Source organism: Sphingomonas sp. SUN019 (assembly GCF_024758705.1).
Lineage (GTDB): Bacteria > Pseudomonadota > Alphaproteobacteria > Sphingomonadales > Sphingomonadaceae > Sphingomonas.
Window position 1 is genome coordinate 1125154 of record NZ_CP096971.1, and the last position, 20629, is coordinate 1145782.

The 20629-nt window shown below is 65.3% G+C and carries 21 protein-coding genes and 1 tRNA gene; 15 read left to right on the top strand and 7 right to left on the bottom strand.

Annotation, left to right across the window (positions count from 1 at the left end):
* Nucleotides 1-6 precede the first annotated feature (6 nt).
* The gene (locus M0208_RS05420; RefSeq protein ID WP_258890709.1) at nt 7-1344 is read right to left on the bottom strand and encodes an amidohydrolase; all 1338 of its coding nucleotides are present in this window, start codon (nt 1342-1344) and stop codon (nt 7-9) included.
* A 109-nt stretch (nt 1345-1453) separates the two neighbouring features.
* On the opposite strand from M0208_RS05420, the gene M0208_RS05425 reads away from it, so the two are divergent.
* The 4 genes from M0208_RS05425 (at nt 1454) to M0208_RS05440 (ending at nt 5981) form a co-directional block, all read left to right on the top strand.
* Nucleotides 1454-2791 (top strand): NAD(P)/FAD-dependent oxidoreductase, encoded by a 1338-nt coding sequence (locus M0208_RS05425; RefSeq protein ID WP_258890710.1) that lies wholly within the window; start codon nt 1454-1456, stop codon nt 2789-2791.
* Complete coding sequence (locus M0208_RS05430) at nt 2788-3903, top strand: acyl-CoA dehydrogenase family protein (protein WP_258890711.1); 1116 nt, start codon at nt 2788-2790, stop codon at nt 3901-3903. Before M0208_RS05425 ends, M0208_RS05430 begins: the two co-directional genes overlap by 4 nt.
* The gene (locus tag M0208_RS05435; RefSeq protein ID WP_258890712.1) at nt 3900-5090 is read left to right on the top strand and encodes an acyl-CoA dehydrogenase family protein; all 1191 of its coding nucleotides are present in this window, start codon (nt 3900-3902) and stop codon (nt 5088-5090) included. Before M0208_RS05430 ends, M0208_RS05435 begins: the two co-directional genes overlap by 4 nt.
* Nucleotides 5091-5210: 120 nt before the next feature.
* On the top strand, nt 5211-5981 hold the full coding sequence (locus M0208_RS05440) for an SDR family oxidoreductase (RefSeq protein ID WP_258890713.1): 771 nt from the start codon (nt 5211-5213) through the stop codon (nt 5979-5981).
* A 171-nt stretch (nt 5982-6152) separates the two neighbouring features.
* Here M0208_RS05440 and dnaJ read toward each other — a convergent pair whose 3' ends face one another.
* Nucleotides 6153-7268, bottom strand: a complete 1116-nt coding sequence (gene dnaJ, locus M0208_RS05445) for a molecular chaperone DnaJ (RefSeq protein WP_258890714.1) — start codon at nt 7266-7268, stop codon at nt 6153-6155.
* 149 nt (nt 7269-7417) lie between these two features.
* Complete coding sequence (dnaK, locus tag M0208_RS05450; RefSeq protein ID WP_258890715.1) at nt 7418-9325, bottom strand: molecular chaperone DnaK; 1908 nt, start codon at nt 9323-9325, stop codon at nt 7418-7420.
* 160 nt (nt 9326-9485) lie between these two features.
* Here dnaK and M0208_RS05455 point away from each other — a divergent pair, with 160 nt between their 5' ends.
* From M0208_RS05455 to M0208_RS05465, 3 genes are all read left to right on the top strand, one after another.
* On the top strand, nt 9486-9929 hold the full coding sequence (locus M0208_RS05455; RefSeq protein WP_258890716.1) for a copper chaperone PCu(A)C: 444 nt from the start codon (nt 9486-9488) through the stop codon (nt 9927-9929).
* A 10-nt stretch (nt 9930-9939) separates the two neighbouring features.
* Complete coding sequence (locus tag M0208_RS05460) at nt 9940-10233, top strand: hypothetical protein (protein WP_258890717.1); 294 nt, start codon at nt 9940-9942, stop codon at nt 10231-10233.
* Between the two features lie 67 nt (nt 10234-10300).
* Nucleotides 10301-10711 carry a vgr related protein gene (locus tag M0208_RS05465; RefSeq protein ID WP_258893171.1) on the top strand — a complete coding sequence of 137 codons (411 nt, stop codon included), beginning with the start codon at nt 10301-10303 and terminating at the stop codon, nt 10709-10711.
* A gap of 535 nt (nt 10712-11246) precedes the next feature.
* Here M0208_RS05465 and M0208_RS05470 read toward each other — a convergent pair.
* From M0208_RS05470 to pgi, 3 genes are all read right to left on the bottom strand, one after another.
* Nucleotides 11247-11537 carry a hypothetical protein gene (locus tag M0208_RS05470; RefSeq protein ID WP_258890718.1) on the bottom strand — a complete coding sequence of 97 codons (291 nt, stop codon included), beginning with the start codon at nt 11535-11537 and terminating at the stop codon, nt 11247-11249.
* Nucleotides 11538-11845: 308 nt separating this feature from the next.
* Complete coding sequence (gene gor, locus M0208_RS05475; RefSeq protein ID WP_258890719.1) at nt 11846-13195, bottom strand: glutathione-disulfide reductase; 1350 nt, start codon at nt 13193-13195, stop codon at nt 11846-11848.
* A complete protein-coding gene (gene pgi, locus M0208_RS05480; protein ID WP_258893172.1) occupies nt 13195-14691 on the bottom strand; it encodes a glucose-6-phosphate isomerase in 1497 nt (498 codons plus the stop codon). Before pgi ends, gor begins: the two co-directional genes overlap by 1 nt.
* A 109-nt stretch (nt 14692-14800) precedes the next feature.
* On the opposite strand from pgi, the gene lepB reads away from it, so the two are divergent.
* The 3 genes from lepB to era are packed head-to-tail and all read left to right on the top strand — an operon-like array spanning nt 14801 to nt 17207.
* On the top strand, nt 14801-15622 hold the full coding sequence (gene lepB, locus M0208_RS05485) for a signal peptidase I (protein ID WP_258890720.1): 822 nt from the start codon (nt 14801-14803) through the stop codon (nt 15620-15622).
* The gene (gene rnc / locus M0208_RS05490; RefSeq protein ID WP_258890721.1) at nt 15559-16320 is read left to right on the top strand and encodes a ribonuclease III; all 762 of its coding nucleotides are present in this window, start codon (nt 15559-15561) and stop codon (nt 16318-16320) included. Before lepB ends, rnc begins: the two co-directional genes overlap by 64 nt.
* On the top strand, nt 16317-17207 hold the full coding sequence (gene era / locus M0208_RS05495; RefSeq protein ID WP_258890722.1) for a GTPase Era: 891 nt from the start codon (nt 16317-16319) through the stop codon (nt 17205-17207). Before rnc ends, era begins: the two co-directional genes overlap by 4 nt.
* 176 nt (nt 17208-17383) lie before the next feature.
* On the opposite strand, the gene M0208_RS05500 is transcribed toward era, so the two are convergent.
* Entirely contained in the window at nt 17384-18085 is a 702-nt protein-coding gene (locus M0208_RS05500; RefSeq protein WP_258890723.1) for an NAD-dependent deacylase, read from the bottom strand.
* A 66-nt stretch (nt 18086-18151) separates the two neighbouring features.
* Between M0208_RS05500 and M0208_RS05505 the strand changes: the two genes are divergently transcribed.
* From M0208_RS05505 to M0208_RS05525, 5 genes are all read left to right on the top strand, one after another.
* The gene (locus M0208_RS05505) at nt 18152-18499 is read left to right on the top strand and encodes a VOC family protein (protein ID WP_258890724.1); all 348 of its coding nucleotides are present in this window, start codon (nt 18152-18154) and stop codon (nt 18497-18499) included.
* A 213-nt stretch (nt 18500-18712) separates the two neighbouring features.
* Complete coding sequence (dapB, locus tag M0208_RS05510; RefSeq protein WP_258890725.1) at nt 18713-19441, top strand: 4-hydroxy-tetrahydrodipicolinate reductase; 729 nt, start codon at nt 18713-18715, stop codon at nt 19439-19441.
* A complete protein-coding gene (gene nth / locus M0208_RS05515; protein ID WP_258890726.1) occupies nt 19438-20100 on the top strand; it encodes an endonuclease III in 663 nt (220 codons plus the stop codon). Before dapB ends, nth begins: the two co-directional genes overlap by 4 nt.
* A 2-nt stretch (nt 20101-20102) precedes the next feature.
* Nucleotides 20103-20474, top strand: a complete 372-nt coding sequence (locus M0208_RS05520; RefSeq protein WP_258890727.1) for a hypothetical protein — start codon at nt 20103-20105, stop codon at nt 20472-20474.
* 53 nt (nt 20475-20527) lie between these two features.
* Nucleotides 20528-20604 (top strand) — tRNA-Arg (locus M0208_RS05525).
* The last annotated feature ends 25 nt before the right edge of the window (nt 20605-20629 follow it).

The window sequence follows — 20629 nt, forward strand, 5'->3', positions numbered from 1 at the left end:
ATCTAATCAGCGCGCCGTAGCCTGCGCACCCGGTTTCATCAGGTCCAGCACCACCGCGGTCATCGCGGTCGCGCCGGTCACGATCGCGGGTTCGGGCGCGATCTTGAACAACGGCGAATGGTGCGACGGCACCGCGGGGCCGCCATTCTTCTCGGCCGCGAACGCCGCTGCGGGCGTGCCGCCGACCGCGAAATAATAGCCTTTAACCCCGGTGTCGGGCTGGACGAGATAGGCGAAATCCTCCGCCCCCATGCCGGTCTGTTCGAACAGCTCGACATTCGCGGCGCCCAAATTCTCGACCATCACCGCGTTCAGCCGTTTGGCGAGCGCCGCATCGTTGATCGTCGTCGGTGTCCCCTCGATCACATTGACGACCGGCATCTTGTCTTCGGGCATGCCGTTCAGCACGCCCACGCCGCGCGCGACGCGCTTGATCCCCGCGATCAGCTTCGCGCGGGTCTCCTCGTCATTGGCGCGCACCGTCACCTGCAGCTTCGCCTGGTCGCTGATGATGTTGTGCTTCAGCCCCGAATGGAACGACCCCACCGTGATGACGCCGGGATCGAGCGGCTGGCGTTCGCGGCTGATCAGCCCCTGCAGCGCGATGACGAGCTGCGACGCCATATATACCGGATCCTTACCCGCCTGCGGCGACGCGCCATGCGCGCCGATGCCGGGAATTGTGATGTCGACCGAATCCGACGACGAATATTGAATGCCCTCCGACGCGGAGACCTTACCCGATTCGAGGTCCGCCGCGACGTGGAACGCCAGCGCATATTGCGGCTTGGGGAAACGCGTATACAGCCCGTCCTCGACCATCGCTTTCGCGCCCCCGACGCGTTCCTCGGCGGGCTGGACTATGAACACCAGCGTCCCTTTCCAGCGATCCTTCAGCGCCGCCAGCCGCCGCGCGGTGGCCACCATCGCGACGATATGCGTGTCGTGGCCGCAGGCGTGCATCACCGGCGTCTCGACCCCGTCGACGCCGATTTGCCGCACCTTCGACGCGTTGGGCAGGCCCGATTTTTCCTCCACCGGCAGGCCGTCCATGTCGGCGCGCACCAGCACCACCGGCCCCGCGCCGTTCTTCAGCACGCCCACGACGCCGGTCTGCCCGACCTTCTCGGTCACGACCATGCCGGGCACCTTCTTCAGCTCCGCCGCCATCCGCGCCGCGGTCTTCGTCTCGCGGAACGACAGTTCGGGGTTGCGGTGGAAATAATCCCACAGCGCACCCAAATCCTTGTCGTAATCCGCCCTCACCGCGGCGGCGTAATCGGGTGCGGCCTGGGCCGGAGCCGCCATCGTCATGGCGGTGGCGAACAGCAGGATATGGCGCATCTGATTCCCCTTTTCGGACACAAGCCTATCCGCATTGATTTGGCGAGCCAACCGGGTATCATAACTTTGGTTATGGTCGCCGCACAAAGGGCGCTGTGGGAGAGCGGATATGGGCGAATCAAAACGCGCCTGCATCATTGGCGCGGGCTGTTCGGGCTTCACGACGGCGAAGCGGCTGAAGGACGAGGGCATCTCGTTCGACTGTTTCGAAATGTCCGACGAGATCGGCGGCAACTGGTATTATCGCAACCCCAACAACCGCTCCGCCTGCTACCAGAGCTTGCATATCGACACGTCGAAATGGCGCCTCGCGTTCGAGGATTATCCGGTCCCCGCAGGCTGGCCCGATTTCCCCAGCCACACGCAATTATTCCAGTATTTCAAGGATTACGTCGCCCACTTTGATCTGCGGCCTCACATCACCTTCAACACGGCGGTCGAAACGGCGGCGCGACGCGCGGGCGGCGGCTGGTCGGTCACGCTGTCGACCGGAGAGACGCGCGACTACGAAACCCTGTTCGTCTGCAACGGCCACCATTGGGACGCGAAGATCCCCGATTATCCGGGCACGTTCGACAATCCGCATTTCCACGCGCACGATTATCGCGACCCGTATGACCCGGTCGACCTGCGCGGCAAAAACGTGGTGGTCGTCGGCATGGGCAACTCGGCGATGGATATCGCCAGCGAGCTTTCGCAGCGCCATCTCGCCGCGAACCTGTGGGTCGCCGCGCGGCGCGGGGTGTGGGTGCTGCCCAAATATGCCGGCGGCAAGCCGATGGATAAATCCGCGCTTCCGCTGTGGATGCCGCGCAAACTCGGCAAGGCGCTCGCGCGGCGGATGGTGAAGAAGCTGGTCGGCCGGATGGAGGATTACGGCCTCCCCGCGCCCGATCACGAACCGCTCGACGCGCATCCGTCCGTGTCGGGCGATTTCCTCAACCGTGCCGGCTCGGGCGACATAAAATTCAAGCCGAACATCAAGGCGCTGGAGGGAACACGCGTACGCTTCGACGATGACAGCGTCGAACAGGTCGATGCGATCATCTACGCGACCGGGTACCGCATCAATTTCCCGTTCTTCGACGATCCCGCGCTCAAGCCCGACAAGGATAACCGCTTCCCGCTGTACAAACGGATGCTTATCCCTGGCATCGACGACCTGTTCTTCATGGGCCTCGCCCAGCCGCTGCCGACGCTCGTCAATTTCGCCGAACAGCAATCGAAACTGGCGGCGGGGTTCCTCTCGGGCCGCTACGCGCTCCCGTCACCGGACGAGATGCGCCGGATCACCGCGGAGGACGAGAAGGTCGAACTCGGCGACTATTACCAGTCCACCCGCCACACGATCCAGGTCGATTTCGCACGCTACGTGGCGGACCTGCACAAGGAAGTCGCCAAGGGCGAACGCCGCGCAAAGGCCGGCGTGCGAAAGGAAGCCGCGTGACCGATACCCTGCTGCGTCATTCCCGCGAAAGCGGGAACCCACTGCCCGCCAGCGCTCCGCCATCCTCGCTATCTGCGGAAGACCGGACCGCCCTGATCGACCAGGTCCGCCGCCTGCTCGCCGACCGCTGCACCGAAGCCGACGTCCGCCGCATCATGGACAGCGAAAGCGGCCATGACCCGGCTCTGTGGCGGTCGATCGCCGACCTCGGCCTCCCGGGCCTGACCATCCCCGACGCACACGGCGGCGCAGGCCTCGGCCCGGTCGAACTCGAATTGGTGATGGAGGAAGCCGGCGCGAGCCTCCTACCCGCCCCGCTCCTGTCGACCGCGCTCGCCACCGCGCTATTGCAATCCTGCGGACACACCGCGCCGCTCGCCGACATCGCCAGCGGCGCGCGGATCGCCACCGTCGCCTTCTCGGGCGCAAACGACTGGACGGGCGCAGGCGACGTTCGTGTCGCGGGCGACCGCCTCACCGGAACCGCCCGCTTCGTCACCGACGCCCAGATCGCCGACCTGATCCTGCTCGCCACCGACGACGGCGTATTTCTGGTCGAGGCGAGCGACGCGACGATCACCCCCCTCCCCACCTTCGACCACACCCGCCGCCTCGCCGACGTGCGCCTCGACGGCCCCGCCTCCCGGATCGGCGACGCTGCGGCGGTCAAACCAGCGCTCGACCTCGCCATCGTCGCACTCGCAGGCGAACAGGCGGGCGCAGCGCGGCGGTTGCTCGACATGACCGTCGACTATGCCCGGACCCGCCACCAGTTCGGCCGCGCGATCGGCAGTTTCCAGGCGATCAAGCACATGGCCGCCGACCTGCTGATCGAGGTCGAAAGCGCCACCTCCGCCGCGCGCAACGCCGCGCAGAAGCTGGCCGACGACGCACCCGACAAGGATTCGGCCATCGCGCTCGCCGCCTTCGCCTGCGCCGACGCCTTCGTGAAGGTCGCCGCGGACGCGATCCAGATGCACGGCGGTATCGCCTTCACCTGGGATCACCCCGCGCACCTCTACCTCCGCCGCGCGCGCGCCGACGCGATATTGTTCGGCACCCCCGACCACTGGCGCGAACGCTTCATCCGCGCGTTGGAGGTGCAGGCATGACCGACGCGCAGATCAAGGCCGATGTCGAGGCGTGGTTGGCTGACAATTGGACCGGTGAATTACCGCCCGCGACCGAACAGTTCGGCCGCGATCCGCGTAGCGCGTGGCTTGCCAAGGTCCGCGACGCGGGTTACGCGACACCGCGCTGGCCCGCCGACTGGTATGGCCGCGATTACACCAACGATCAGGCGAAGATCGTCGAACGCGCCTTCGCAGCGGCCGGCGCACCGGGCGCGGGACAGGACCGCACGAACCTGTGGGCCAACACGGCCTTCGCCCACGCAACGCCCGCATTCAAACACGAAATCGTTCCGAAACTGCTGGCGGGCGAGGTCGGCATGTGCCTGCTCTATTCCGAACCCGGCGCGGGATCGGACCTAGCCGCGATCCGCACCCGCGCCGAACGGGATGGCGACGATTACGTCATCAACGGGCAAAAGGTCTGGACCAGCGGGGCGGCGTCCGCCGACTACGGCATGCTGATCGCACGCACCGACTGGGACGTACCGAAGCATCGGGGGATCAGTTTCTTCTTCCTGCCGATGAAGCAGGCGGGCGTCGAGGTCCGCCCGCTGCGCCAGGTCACCGACGAAGCGCATTTCAACGAGGTGTTCATCACCGATGCGCGCGTCCCCGCGGCGAACGTGCTCGGCCCGCTCAATGGTGGCTGGAGCGTGCTACAGACCGCACTGGCCTACGAACGATCAGTTATGGGCGACGCCGCGCGCGGGCCGCGCAGCGGCGCGGGCGGGCCGAAGGGCGACCTTTCGTTGCTCGGCTTGGCGAAGGAAGCCGGCAAGCTGGGCGATCCGCTGATCCGGCAGGATGTGGCGCGCGTCATCGGCTACCGGATGCTCAACAAACTGAACACGCAGCGCGCGAAGGCGGAAATGGCGCAGGGCACGTCATCCCCGATCATGTCGCTCGGCAAACTCGCGATGAGCCGCATCCTGCACGAAGAGGCACGCGTCCGCACCGCGCTGCTGGGGCCGGAAAGTCTGCTCGAAGGCCCCGATCATCCGCGCGCGGAGGACGCCAATTTCCTGACCTTCAACGCTTATTTCACGTCGATCGGCGGCGGCACCGACCAGATCCAGCGCAACATCATCGGGGAACGCGTGCTGGGCCTGCCGAAGGAACCTGAAGTCGACCGCACGATCCCGTTCCGGGAGGTGCGGGCTGGGTAAATCTCCCTCTCCCGGCGGGGGAGAGGGGGGTCGGGGGTAGCGAGACCGGGAGAGGGGCAGTGCGGAAAGGTGGCGATCGTGCCCCTCTCCCCGACCCTCTCCCCAAAGGGGAGAGGGAGAATGCGCGGTATCTTCATCACCGGCGGCGCATCGGGCATCGGCCTCGCTGCTGCGCGTCGTTTCAGGCGCGAAGGCTGGTTCGTCGGCATCGGCGACATCGACGCTGCGGGAATGGCGCGCGTCGGGGAAGAACTGAGCGCCTTCACCACCCCGCTCGACGTGCGTGACCGCGCACAGTGGCAAATTGCGCTCGACGGCTTCGTCGCCGCATCGGGCGGGCGGCTCGACGTGCTGCTCAACAATGCCGGCATCGCGCGGTTCGGAATGTTCGAGGAAGTGTCGCCAGACGAAGCCGACCTGCAGATCGACATCAACGTGAAGGGCGTCATCAACGGTGCGTACGCCGCGCTGCCGCACCTGAAGGCGACGCCGGGCAGCCGCCTGATCAACGTTGCATCGGTCGCGGGAATCGTCGGCTCCCCCGGCCTCGCGGTCTATTCCGCCACGAAGTTCGCAGTACGCGGGTTGTCCGAGGCGCTGGACGCCGAGTTCACGCGCCACGGCGTCGATGTCGCGTGCGTCATGCCATATTTCGTAGAAACCCCGATCCTCGACTGTGGGTCAGCAGGCACCAACCGCACGATCCGTGATGCGACCGCGGGGCAGCCGGTCTATACCGTCAAAGAAGCCGCCGACGTGATCTGGCAAGCCGCGCACGGCGCGGAACGCGAGTATATCGTCGGCAAGGCGGGAAAACAGGCGCGGTTCGCGCAACGTTTCATGCCTGGAAGGCTGCGCAAGCGGCTGAAGGCGGGAATGGCGGGGGGCTGACCCGATCAGCGTTCAATAACCTAATCCTCCCCTGCAAGGGGAGGTGGCAGCGCGCAGCGCTGACGGAGGGGTGTGTCGCCCCATCGAGAGGTCTTCACCCCTCCGACGCTGCGCGCCACCTCCCCTTGCAGGGGAGGATCAAGCGCGACAGGATCCGGCCGTTCCTGCCCCCTACCCCCAGGCCTGCTTGATCTTCGCAAAGAACCCCTGACTGTCCGGGCATTCGTCCCCCGTCTCGGTCTCGCGAAACTCCTCCAGCAATGCGCGTTGGCGGGTGGACAGCTTGGTCGGCGTCTCGACTTCGATCTGGATCACCAGATCGCCGTGCCCGCGGCCCTGCAGCACGGGCATCCCCGCGCCACGTTTGCGCAGTTGCTTGCCCGACTGAATGCCCGCCGGGATGCGGATTTCGTGGTGTTCGCCGTCGAGCCCCGGAATTTCCAGCGTGCCGCCCAGCGCCGCCGTGGTGAAGCTGATCGGCGCGCGCGCGAACAATGTCGTGCCCTCGCGCTCGAACAGATTGTGCCGCTTCACGTGCAGGAAAATATAAAGATCACCCGCAGGCGCGCCGCGCGGCCCCGCCTCGCCCTCGCCGGTCAGGCGCACCCGTGTGCCTTCATCGACGCCCGGCGGCACGTTCACCGACAAGGTCTTGGTCCGCTCGACCCGGCCGTCGCCGCGGCAGGTCGGGCATGGATCGTCGATCACCTGCCCTGCGCCGTTGCACACCGGACAGGCGCGCTCGACCACGAAGAAACCCTGCTGCGCGCGCACCTTGCCGTGCCCGCCGCAGGTGTTGCACGCGTGCGGCCGGCTGCCGGCGCGAGCACCCGATCCGTGGCAGGTGTCGCACGACGCCGAAACGTCGATCGTGATCTCCGTATCCTTGCCGTGGTACGCTTCTTCCAGCGTGACTTCCATGTCGTAGCGTAGGTCCGCGCCGCGCCGCGCCTGCTGCCGCCCGCCGCCGCCGCGCCCGCCCATGAATTCGCCGAACACGCTTTCGAAGATGTCGGAGAAGCCCGAGAAATCCTGCGCGCCGCCCTGTCCGCCGCCGCCGTTCTGAAACGCGGCGTGCCCGAAGCGATCGTACGCCGCGCGCTTCTGCGGGTCTTTCAGGACGTCATACGCCTGCGACACCGCCTTGAACTTGGCTTCGCTGTCCTTGCAGCCCGCATTCTTGTCGGGATGGAATTTCATCGCGAGCTTGCGGTACGATGACTTGATCGTTCCGGCGTCGGCGGTCCGCTCGCATTCGAGCAGTTCGTAATAATCGATTTCGGTCATTCCGGGCCCCCGCCCCGTACGCACGGCACATAAACAAACAAGCCGTCACCCCCGCGAAAGCGGGGGCCCATCTCGGTTGCGCGCCACAATGTGGAGAGTGTGGGAGATGGGTCCCCGCTTTCGCGGGGATGACGGTTGCTCAGCACGGTTCAGGCCTTCTGGTTGTCGTCCACTTCCGAGAATTCGGCGTCGACGACGTCCTCCTTCGGCGCTTCGTCACCCGCATCCGCAGACGGCGAAGCCTCCGACGCCTGCTGCTTGTCGTAGATCGCCTGACCCAGCTTCATCGCGACCGTGGCGAGCGCCTGGCTCTTTTCATTCATCGCCTCGGGATCCCCGCCCTCGACCGCCGCTTTCGCCGCGTCGATCGCCGCCTGGATTTCGGTCTTCAGCGCCTCGTCCACCTTGTCGCCGTTGTCGGCCAGCTGGCGCTCGGTGGTGTGGATCAGCGACTCCGCATTGTTCTTCGCCTCGGCCGCCGCACGACGCTTCTTGTCCTCTTCCGCGAAGCTCTCGGCGTCGCGGACCATCTGGTCGATGTCGCTGTCCGACAGGCCACCGCTGGCCTGGATGCGGATCTGCTGTTCCTTGCCGGTGCCCTTGTCCTTCGCGGACACGTTGACCAGCCCGTTGGCGTCGATGTCGAACGTCACCTCGATCTGCGGCACGCCGCGCGGCGCTGGCGGGATGCCGACCAGGTCGAACTGGCCGAGCATCTTGTTGTCCGCGGCCATCTCGCGCTCGCCCTGGAACACGCGGATCGTCACCGCGCCCTGGTTATCGTCGGCGGTGGAGTAGGTCTGCGCCTTCTTCGTCGGGATCGTCGTATTGCGATCGATCATCCGCGTGAACACGCCGCCCAAAGTCTCGATGCCCAGCGACAGCGGAGTCACGTCGAGCAGCAGCACGTCCTTCACGTCACCCTGCAGCACGCCCGCCTGGATCGCCGCACCCATCGCGACGACCTCGTCGGGGTTCACGCCGGTGTGCGGCTCCTTGCCAAAGAACGACTTCACGACCTCACGCACGCGCGGCATCCGCGTCATGCCGCCGACCAGCACCACTTCGCTGATGTCCTCGGGCTTGATCCCCGCATCGGCCAGCGCCTTCTTGCACGGGTCCAGCGTCCGCTTCACCAGATCCTCGACCAGCTTTTCCAGGTCGGCGCGGGTGATCGTCTTGACCAGATGCTTCGGGCCGTTCTGGTCGGCGGTGATGAAGGGTAGATTGACCTCGGTCGACGCCGCCGACGACAGCTCGATCTTGGCCTTTTCGGCGGCTTCCTTCAGCCGCTGCAGCGCGAGTTTATCCTTGGCGAGGTCGATGCCCTCCGCCTTCTTGAACTCGTCGGCCAGGAACTGCACGACCTTGTTGTCGAAATCCTCGCCGCCCAGGAACGTGTCGCCGTTGGTCGCCTTCACTTCGAACACGCCGTCGCCGATTTCCAGCACGGAGATGTCGAACGTGCCGCCGCCAAGGTCATAGACCGCGATCAGCTTGCCGTCCTGCTTCTCCAGCCCGTACGCCAGCGCCGCCGCGGTCGGCTCATTGATAATGCGCAACACTTCCAGGCCCGCGATCTGCCCGGCGTCCTTGGTCGCCTGGCGCTGCGCGTCGTTGAAATACGCCGGCACGGTGATGACCGCCTGCGTCACCGTCTCGCCTAGATAGCTCTCGGCGGTTTCCTTCATCTTCTGCAGCGTGAAGGCGCTGATCTGCGACGGCGAATAATCCTTGCCCCCAGCACCGACCCATGCGTCGCCGTTCGGACCCTTCACGATTGTGTAGGGGACCAGTTCGGTATCCTTCTTGGTGATCGGATCGTCGAACCGGCGGCCGATCAAACGCTTCACCGCAAAGATCGTGTTGTCGCCGTTCGTCACCGCCTGGCGCTTGGCCGGCTGGCCGACCAGCCGCTCGCCATCCTTGGCGAAGGCGACGATCGACGGCGTGGTGCGCGCGCCTTCCGCATTCTCGATCACCTTGGGCTTTCCGCCCTCCATCACTGCGACGCAGCTGTTGGTGGTTCCGAGGTCGATACCGATAACTTTAGCCATGTGTGTGCCTTAGCCCCTGCAATATAAACTCGTGGCGGTCACGGGGCCGTTACAGCGCCGCAACCATCCTGCTGCTGGCGATATAGGGGTGGTTCGCCTTGCCGCAAGATTATCGGCGTCGTAGGTTCGCATCGCTGTTCCGGATTGGGAGTTTCCTGCCTTGCGTCATCTGGTCACCCTGGCCCTCGCTGCCGCCGCGCTGGCGGGATGCGCGCAGGAAAAGCAGCTCTACGTCTCCGACGCCTGGGTCCGTCTTGCCGCGGTTCCGGGACGCCCGGCGGCGGGTTATTTCACGATCCACGGTGGTCCCACCGACGCCACGCTGATCAGCGTTTCCACCGACGTTGCGATCAGGACCGAAATGCACGAATCGAAGATGGCGGCGGGCGGCGGCATGACGATGGATGCGGTCCGATCGCTGCCGATCCCCGCGCTGCAGACGGTGCGGTTCGCACCGGGCGGCAAACACGTCATGCTGTTCGACGTGAACCCGAGCGTGAAGCCCGGCGCGGCGATCACCTTCACCTACACCTTCGCCGACGCCCTGCGCATCCAGCAGGACGCCCGCGTCATCGCCGCGGGCGATCCGCCGCCGAAGAAATGAACGACGCAAAGTGAACGACCCGACCAAGCCCGGGTTCAACCCCGGCGGCTGCCTGATCCTGCTGATCTTCTTCGTGATCGAAACCGCGGCAGGCTTCGGCGTCGGCGCGTTCTGCTATCCGTTCGTCTTCGGCCTGATCGAACCGCTCGTTCCCGTCGCGGAGCGCGATTTTGCGGGCGTCGTGTCGGTCATCATCTGCTTCATCCCCGCCGGGTTCGTCGCGTGGTGGATCGACCGCTTGTGCGTGAAAATTAGCGGGCAGAGCGTGTTCGACGCCATGTCCACGCTGCCCAGCTTTCCGTGAGCCCCAACTTTCCGTGAACAACGACCGCCGCCCCCTCACCCCTGGCGAGATCGACCTCGCACGATCCATGTACGGCGACGCGATCGACTATGCCCCCGTGCGCATAATCCAGCGCAAATGGGCGTTCTTCCAGCCGCGGCACGTCGTCATGGCCCCGACCGGACACCTTCATTTCCACCCGAAGGGCGACCTGTGCCGCGACGATTTCTCCTGCGCGCATCTGTCCGACCAGGGCCTGTTCATCCACGAAATGTGCCACGTCTGGCAACACCAGCGCGGCCTCTACCTCCCCCTCGCCCGCCACCCCTTCTGCCGCTACCACTACAGCTTCGTCCCCGGCTGGCCGCTGAAACGATACGGAATCGAGCAGCAAGCGGAGATCGTGCGGCATGCGTTCTTGCTCAGGGCGGGGGCGACGGTGGCGGGGGCACCGGGACTGGCGACGTATGAGGGGGTGCTGCCGTTCGGGCACCAGTAGCGACAGGTATAGGTGGGAAAGCGGCCAGTCCGCTTTAGCTGGCCAAGTTCCTCATGATGAGATGGGTGTGCGCCAACACCAAATCAATAAAACGAACCCGGCTACGAAGAACGCAATTCCCATCCAGCCGAAAGCAAATGGAAGCTCCCCAACGCATCGATCCAAACAAATTGCACCGGGCTCCACAACTGGCTTTAACCCGTGGAGCCTGATAAACTCCGTCCAATTACCGGAAATAATAACTTCAACGTAACTGCTTACTATAGCTGCTTGGACTATCGTCCCGATAGCGGAAGCGCCGAATAATATGATTGCCGCGAGCAGTCGCTTATCTCGAACCATGTTCTTCACCCGCTTGTTTCCTGCTCGCATCAGGCACACGAAATAGATAATCGCAAGTCCGCTATTGGGCGTTTGCGATCAGGCCGCTTTGCCGCCCGATAGCAGCCGGGCGGCTTTCGGGGAGGTCGTGCCGATCGCCAGTGCCGGAATGGCAATAGGTGGGTGGTTAGCTGCCGTTCGTTCTCGGTGCTGTTCAGACGCCGCCGCCCCAGAACATTACGAAGGGGAAGAGCAGAAAACCGACAAAACCTATCGCGAATGGATATAGGTCATAGAACCACCGCGCCTTACGGGAGAGAATGACCGCGCCGATAAGTAGGAGCAGGAACAGAGCGGGTAAGCCAGCATATTGAATCACTTGGCCAGAAGCTGGATAGCCGGGAACATGCTGCGCTTTGATACTCAACAAGCCGCCGATGCCCGCAATCAACAGATAGCCCCACGCTGATACAACAACGGCTGTCGGAAGGTCGGCCCATCGCATGGGCCAATGTCGGGTAATGAGCGATCGACCGCAAGTGGGCGGAAGCGGTCATCCGCGTTTTCCTACATGATGCCGATCTGCTAGGGGCTTCTGGCTATTTCTCATCGCTGGACGACGACAACCCACCGCCGCGTGCGGATACGTGCGCAGGTGCGAGTTTATCGCGACTTTTGGCGCACGCCGAAATGCCGCCTTGGCCTAACTTTAGCCTAACCTTCCGCGGAGACGTTCATCTCCGACGCGCTATTCCGCGACCGTTTTCGGGCGCAAGTGGGAACAGTCGACCATCTGCCGCGCGCACCCGCCCATCACCGCATAAGCACCAACTCCTCTGCCATCGTCGGATGCAGCGCCACCGTCTCGTCGAACTGCGCCTTGGTCAGCCCCGCCTTCACGCACACCGCCGCGGCCTGGATGATCTCGGCGCAGTCAGGGCCGATCATGTGGATGCCGACGACGCGGTCGGTCTCCCCGTCGCACACCATCTTGTACAGGGCGCGTTCGTCGCGGCCCGCGAGCACGTTCTTCATCGGGCGGAAATCGGATGAATAGACGCGCACCGACCCCAGTTTCTGCTTGGCTTCGCTCTCGGTCATGCCGACCCCGGCGAGCGGCGGGTGGCTGAATACCGCGGCGGGGATACAGCCGTAATCGACGCGGGTCGGCTTGTCCCCGAAGAACGTGTCGGCGAACGCCTGCCCCTCGCGGATCGCGACCGGCGTCAGCTGCACGCGGTTGGTGACGTCGCCGACCGCAAAGATGCTGTCGCAGCTCGACCGGTTATCCTCGTCGACCTTCACCGCGCCCTTCTCGTCCAGCTCGACCCCGGCCGTCTCCAGCCCCAGCCCTTCCGTATTCGGCACCCGCCCGGTCGCGAACATCACCAGATCGACCGTCACCGGCTCATGCCCGCTCATGCTGACCGTCAGGCAGCCGTCCTCGCCCTTCTCGATCCCCTCGAACGTGGCGTCGAAACGGAATTCCAGCCCCTTCATCAGGCTGATCTGCAGCAACCGGTCGCGGATCGCCTGGTCGTAACCGCGCAGGATTTCCTTCGTCCGGTTGATCAGGATGACGTGCGCGCCAAGCTGATGGAAGATGCCTGCAAACTCATTGGCGATATAGCCCGCGCCCGCGATCAGCACGCGCTTCGGCACCGCCTCCAGATGAAACGCCTCGTTCGAGGTGATGCCGTGCTCATGCCCCGGACAGGTCGGCACCGACGGATGCGCCCCTACCGCGATCAGGATTTTCCCCGCGGTTTTTTTGGTCCCGTCGGCCAGCGTGACTTCGTTCGGCCCGGAGACGGTCGCGCGCTGGTGGATAATCTCCACCCCCTGGCTTTCCAGCGTATCGGTATAGGCCCCGTTGATTCGGTCGACCTCCTCCATCACGTTGTCGCGCAATGTTTTCCAGTCGAATTCGCACTCGTCCGGCACCTGCCAGCCGAACCGCTTCGCGTCCTTCAGATCCTCCGCAAAGTGTGCGCCATAGACGAGCAGTTTCTTCGGCACGCACCCGCGAATGACGCACGTCCCCCCGACGCGATACTCCTCCGCCACCGCAACCTTGGCCCCATGCGCCGCCGCCACCCGAGAGGCGCGGGTGCCGCCAGACCCTGCACCGATGACGAACAGGTCGTAGTCGTAGTCGCTCATTATGCTTCCAGCCCCGCACGCTTGATGAGGTCGGTCGTCGACGGGTCGAAATCGCCCCCGCCCTTGGCCGCTTCTTTCGCCATTTCCTTGCCCAGTTCGACGCCGAACTGGTCGAACGAATTGATCCCCAGCAGAACGCCGTTCACGAACACGCGGTGCTCGTAGAACGCGATCAGCGCGCCCAGCGTCCGCGCGTCGAGTTGCTCCAGCAGGATCGTCGAGGACGGCCGGTCGCCCGGATAGGCGCGCGCCGGATTGTCGGGGTTCGCCTTCCCCTTCATCAGCGCCGCGCCCTGCGCAAAGGCGTTCAGCAGCAATTGCCGGTGATGTTCCTCGTCCAGCGTATCGCCCGCCTCGATCACCGCGAGGAATTCGACCGGGATCAGGTGTGTGCCCTGATGGAGCAGCTGGAACACCGCGTGCTGCGCGTCGGTGCCGACGCCGCCCCAGGTAATCGGCGCGGTCGGGCGGCCGATCGGCCGACCGTCCACGCCCACGCTCTTGCCGTTCGATTCCATCTCCAGTTGCTGGAGATAGCTCGGCAGCAACCGCAGCCGTTCGTCATAGGCGAATGGCGCGCGCGTTTCGGCCCCGCGCACCTGCGTGTAGTAAAGGTCCGCGAACGCCGCCATCGCGGGCGCATTCTCGTGCAGCGCGGACAGCCGGAAGTGCCGGTCCATCTCGGCCGCACCCTCCAGCAATTCCTCGAACTGGTCCCACCCCAGCTTGATCGCGGCCGGAAAGCCGATCGAGGACCATAAGGAATACCGCCCGCCGACGCCCTCGCCGAACGGCAGCACCCGCGTCTCGTCGACGCCCCATTCCACTGCCTTCTCCGGCGAAGCGGTCAGTGCGATCACGCGGCCATAGGGGTCTTCCACCCCATCCTCGGTCATCCACGCCAGCACGCTTTCGGCGTTCATCATCGTTTCGGTCGTGGTGAAGGTCTTGGACGCCACTACCAGCAAGGTCGCCGCCGGATCGAAGCGTTCGAACACATCCTCCAGCGCCATACCGTCGACGTTCGACACGATCGCCACGTCGTAACGGTCCGACTCGCGCCCCAGCGCGTCGACCAGCAGATGCGGCCCCAGCGCCGATCCGCCGATCCCGACGTGCAGGATGTGCCGCACCGGCCCCAGCGCGTCGGCCTCGATCGCGTCGATCAGCGTCCGCATCCGCGCATGGTATCCAGCCGCGCGCTTCACGCTCTCGGGCGCGCCCTCGCCGCGTTCGGCGGTATGCTCGACCGGGCGGTCCTCGGTCACGTTGACGTGTTGCCCGCCGAACATCGCCTCGCGCTTGCCCGCCAGATCCTGCGCTTTCGCCAGCGCCTCGAACGCCGCCACCGCGTCCGCGGTCAGATGCGTTTTCGACCAGTCGAAATGGATTCCCGCAACGTCCAGCGACAGCCGGTCGAGCCGCCCGGCATCGTCCGCAAACAATTGCTCCAGCCTCACCTGAGGCAGTGCCTCGATCGCCGACCAGTCCGCCATGTCGCTCACCTCGTAGCTCGTGTAATCCGGGCGAACCGCCGGTAGTGCCGAAGCGTTCCGCGCGCCACCCCGCTTGACGAGGCCCGCGCCCTGCGTGAAGGCCGCGATCATGGCCAAGACCACATCCGCGAAGCCCCGTTCCGGGAAAGCCCAATCGGAAACGACCGAGACGATCCGCTTCCTGCTGAAGCTGGCGCTCATCGTGCTGATCTTCCGCAGCTTCATCTTTTCGCCCTTCTCGATTCCCAGCGAATCGATGCTGCCCCGGCTACTGATCGGCGATTACCTGTTCGTGTCGAAATGGAATTACGGCTTTTCGCGCTGGTCGCTTCCGTGGGGGGCGTTCCCGATGGACGGCCGCCTGTTCGGCAGCGCGCCCACGCGCGGCGACGTCGTCGTCTTCCGCTCGATGGAACCCGACGACCATGACGTGATCAAACGCGTCATCGGCCTGCCCGGCGACACCGTGCAGATGCGCCGCGGCCAGCTGATCCTGAACGCCCGCGCGATCCCGAAGCAGCGCATCGCCGATTTCGTTTTCCCGCTCAGCCCCAATTTCGGCCCCGACAAATGCGGCCCGCAGTTTCAGGACGTGGCGAACGACCAGCCCGTCTGCCGCTACCCGCGCTTCCGCGAGACTTTGCCGGAGGGCAAATCCTACGAAGTGCTCGACCAGGAAGACATCCCCGTCGCCGACGATACCGAAGTCTATACCGTCCCCGCCGGGCACATCTTCCTGATGGGCGACAACCGCGATGATTCGGCCGACAGCCGCTTCGCCCCGCCGCAGGGCATGGGCTTCATCCCGCTCGACCGGGTGGAGGGCAAGGCCGCGGTGATGTTCTTCTCGACCGACGGATCGGCCGAATGGCTGCTGCCGTGGACGTGGTTCTCGGCGGCACGGTGGAAGCGGATCGGGGGCGGTTTTTGACCGCCATCGCGCCCTGGATCGCTGAGGCGTTCGGCCACACCCCGGTCGACCTGACCGCGTTCGAGCGCGCACTGACCCACGGCAGCAAATCCGACGTAAACTACGAACGCCTCGAATTCCTCGGCGATCGTGTGCTCGGCCTCGTCATCGCCGAATGGGTGTTCGAGGTTTTCCCGAATGAACGCGAGGGCCAGCTCGCCAGCCGAGTCGCGTCGCTGGTATCGCGCGTCACCTGCGCCGATGTCGCGCGGTCGGCGGGCGTCGCACAGCACCTTCGCCTCGGCAAACAGGCGCGCGATGCTGGCGCGTTCGACAGCGACAATGTGCTGGGCGACGTGATGGAGGCATTGATCGGCGCGCTGTTCCGCGAAGCCGGTCTCGACGCCGCCCGCACCGCGATTCGCACGCTCTGGACCGACCACCTCGACCAACGCTCGTCCGCGCCCAAACACCCCAAGGCCGAGCTGCAGGAATGGGCCGCGGCGAACAACCGCAAGCCACCCGAATATGTGGTGGACGACCGCTCCGGCCCCGACCACGCCCCGCACTTCACCGTCCGCGTGATGCTCGGCACGTCTGCCAGCGCCGTGGCGGAGGGCGGGAGTAAACACGAGGCCGAAACCGCTGCGGCGAAGGCGTTGCTGGCCGAACTCGCCGCAGCCCCCCGCGCCTCGAAATCAAAGAAGATCAGATCATGACCCACTGCGGTCTCGTCGCCGTCGTCGGCGCGCCCAACGCGGGCAAATCCACGCTCGTCAACGCGCTCGTCGGGCAAAAGGTCGCGATCGTCAGCCCCAAGGCGCAGACCACCCGCGCCAAACTGCTCGGCGTCGCGATTGAGGGCGAGACGCAGTTGCTGCTGGTCGACACTCCCGGCATCTTCGAACCCAAACGCCGCCTCGACCGCGCGATGGTCGCCGCGGCATGGGGCGGGACCGAAGGGGCCGACGTGCTCGCGCTGGTCGTCGATGCAAAGGGCGGGCTCGGGCCGAAGGTCACCGAAATCGCCGAAGGCCTCGCCCCCCGCCCCGAACCCAAATATTTGATCCTCAACAAGGTCGATCTGGCCGACAAGCCGAAGCTGCTGCTCCACGCCGAACGCCTCAATGCGCTCGTCCCGTTCGCCGAAACCTTCTTCATCAGCGCGACGACCGGCGATGGCCTGCCCGAACTGAAACGCACGCTCGCCGCCGCGATGCCGCAGGGGCCGTGGCACTACCCCGCCGATCAGGTCAGCGACGCCAGCGAACGCGCGCTCGCCGCAGAGGTGACGCGCGAACAACTATACCTCCAGCTCCACGCCGAACTTCCCTATGCGGCCACGGTAGAAACCGAGAAATTCGAGGACCGCGCCGACGGTTCGACCGAAATCCACCAGCAGATCCTAGTCGAACGCCCGACCCAGCGCGCGATCGTGCTCGGCAAGGGCGGCGCCCGCATCAAGGAAATCGGCGCCCGCGCCCGCGCCGAACTCGGCACGTTACTCGACCGCCAAGTCCACCTCTACCTCCACGTCAAGGTGAAGCCCGGCTGGGACGAAGACCGCGATACCTACAAGGACATCGGACTCGACTGGGTGGAGTGAATGCGGGCATAGAATCGAAAAAGATCAGGTTCTGCCAGCAAGAAAATCCTCCCCTGCAAGGGGAGGTGGCGCGGAGCGCCGGAGGGGTGTCGACCTCTCGAGAGGGTGACACCCCTCCGTCAGCGCTTCGCGCTGCCACCTCCCCTTGCAGGGGAGGAATAGAATTTGCGTAGGTCTTATCTCGCGAGAACCTCATCCACCCAAGCCGGAACCAATTCCCCCGCCGGCCCCAGCCGTGTCGTATCGAACCACGCACTCCCCGCAGACTGCTCCAGGTTCAACTCAAGCGTCGTCGCGCCATGATAGCGCGCCATCTGAACGAACCCCGCCGCCGGATAGACCGCCCCCGACGTGCCCACCGACACGAATAGATCGCACCCCGCCACCGCCGCCTCGATCCGCTCCATCTGATACGGCATCTCACCAAAGAACACGATGTCGGGCCGCAGCGCCGCCGCCCCGCATAAGGTGCATCCGCTGCCGGGCGGCAACTCGTCCTCCCAAGCCTCCCGCCCCCCACAAGAAGCACACGAGGCCGACCGCAACTCCCCATGCATATGCAACAGCCGCGTCGCGCCCGCGCGCTCATGCAGATCGTCGACATTCTGCGTAACGATCAGCAACTCGCCCGCCCACGCCGCATCCAGCCGCGCCAACGCCAGATGCGCCGCATTCGGCACCACCCCCGCCAACGCCGCCCGCCGCAGATCGTAGAACCGATGCACCAGCTCCGGATCGCGCGCCAACGCCTCGGGCGTGCACACATCCTCCACCCGATGCCCCTCCCACAGGCCCCCCGGCCCCCGAAACGTCGCGATTCCGCTCTCGGCGGAGACACCAGCGCCGGTCAACACCACGATGTTGCGAATATCTGCCATGGTCTTACGGTACAGCCGCGTCGCGATCGCGGAAAGCGCCACCCGCCCACAAGGGTCACCGAAGCTATGGCTGTCACCAGGATCGTCGCCAACCTCGTTGCGCCAGACCCAGTCGCGCTTGCCAGATTTTATGAAGCGGTCTTCGCGCTCGATCTCGCCCTCGATATGGGTTGGATCGCTTTTCTCGTCGGAACAAAGCCCCAAAAGATAGAACTACACACTGCGTACGAGGGTGGTTCCGGGACAGAATTGCCCGTGATTTCGATCGGCGTAGACGATCTCGACGCCACCGAAGCTGCTGTGCGTGCCACGGGCGCGGCCGTCGTCTACGGCCCGGTGACGGAAGCATGGGGTCTCCGCCGGTTCTTTTTTCGCGACCCCGCCGGAAATCTTGTAAATGTCGTCGACAACTGACTTACGACGCGTCCTGTCGTCATGAATGGGTACGGTAGGGGTAGGGGTAGGGGTAGGGATTGGCCCTGTCCTACAGCCCCCGATCTATGTCATGAGCGCCCTCGTGATGACGACGCCCCCCAAATCCCACCCCACTCAAGTTCCGACGCCCGCGAAAAGCGCGCCAGCGTCTCAACATTCACAACATTCACCTCAACATTCGGCCTCCGCCGCATGACCGCGATCGGCATCTACGGCAGCGCAGGGCGTATGGGCCGGGTGATCACCGCGATCGCCGAGGACGAAGGTGCGACCATCGCTGGAGGGGTGGATGCGGGCGACGATCCCGCGCCGCTCGCCGCCGCCGCCGACGTGCTGGTCGATTTCTCCACCCCCGCCGCGATCGAATCGCATCTGGCCGCCGCGGTCGAGGCGGGCACGCCGATCGTCATCGGAACGACCGGACTGACCGCGGCGCACCACGCCGCGATCGACGCCGCCGCCGCCCGCGTAGCGGTGCTGCAGACCGGCAACACCTCCTTGGGCGTCACGTTGCTCGGCATCCTGGTGCGCGACGCCGCCGCGCGGCTTGGCCCCGAATGGGATATCGAGATCGCCGAGATGCACCACCGCCACAAGGTCGACGCCCCCTCGGGCACCGCGATCCTGCTCGGTGAGGCAGCCGCCGCGGGGCGCGAAACCACGCTCGCCGACACCCGCGTCGACGGCCGCGCGGGGCTGACCGGCGCGCGCAGCGAAGGGACGATCGGCTTCTCGTCGCTCCGCGGCGGCACCGTTGTCGGCGATCACCTCGTCGTGTTCGCGGGCGAAGGCGAACGGATCGAACTCGGCCACCGCGGAGAGGACCGCACGATCTTCGCGCGCGGCGCGATCAAGGCCGCGCTGTGGCTCGCCGACAAACCTGCCGGCCGTTACCAGATGGCCGAGGTGCTGGGGCTTTGAAAAAGGCCGACACGTTCGAATTCTACCGCCGTCTCGCCGAAGCCAACCCCCACCCCGAGACCGAACTGGAATCGGGCAACACTTTCCAGCTGCTCGTCGCGGTGGTGCTCTCGGCGCAGGCGACCGACGCGGGCGTGAACAAGGCGACGCGCGCGCTGTTCGAACGCGTGAAGACCCCCGAACAGATGGTCGCGCTCGGCGAAGCGGCGCTGAAGAACCACATCAAGACGATCGGCCTGTTCAACACCAAGGCGAAGAACGTCATCGCGCTTAGCGAGGCGCTGATCGCCGACCACGGCGGCGACGTACCCGCGAACCGCGACGAACTCGAAAAACTCCCCGGCGTCGGGCGAAAGACCGCGAACGTGGTAATGAACGTCGCGTTCGGCGCGGAGACCTTCGCGGTCGATACGCACATCTTCCGCATCGGCAACCGCACCGGCCTCGCCCGCGGCAAGACCCCGCTCGCGGTCGAACTGAAGCTGGACAAGGCGACGCCGCAGCCGTTCCGCCTCCACGCTCATCACTGGTTAATCCTGCACGGCCGATATGTGTGCAAGGCGCGCAGGCCCGAATGCTGGCGGTGTATCGTCAGCGATCTGTGCGCGTTCAAACCGAAGACCCCGGCCCCGAAAGCCGCCGCCGGGAAGGGAGAGTGACTATGCGAATCCCCGTCCTCGCCGCTTTAGCCGTCGCTGCCATCGCATCGCCCGGCGCTGCACGCGACCGCAACGAAATCCCCGCCGCCACGCCGATCGGGAAAGCCGAAAGCTGCATCCCGCTCCGCTCGATCCGCGAAAGCCTGGTGCGCAGCGACCGGATCATCGATTTCCGGATGCTGGGCAACAAGACGTATCGCGTGACGCTGCCGCAGGGCTGCCCCGGCCTCAACTTCGAACGCCGCTTCTCCTACGCGACCTCGCTCAGCCAATTGTGTCAGCAGGACATCATCACCGTCCTGCAACAGGCCCCGATGATGCGCGGCGCCAGTTGCGGCCTGGCAGAATTTCAGCCGGTGACGCTGGCGAAGTAGGGGCGAAGTAGGACTGGCGCGCGGCCCGCCGCTTTGCTAGGCGACCCCTCCAGGCACCCATAGCTCAGCTGGATAGAGCGCTGCCCTCCGAAGGCAGAGGTCGCAGGTTCGAATCCTGCTGGGTGCGCCATGTTTCCGGCGACCGCCGCGCAGGG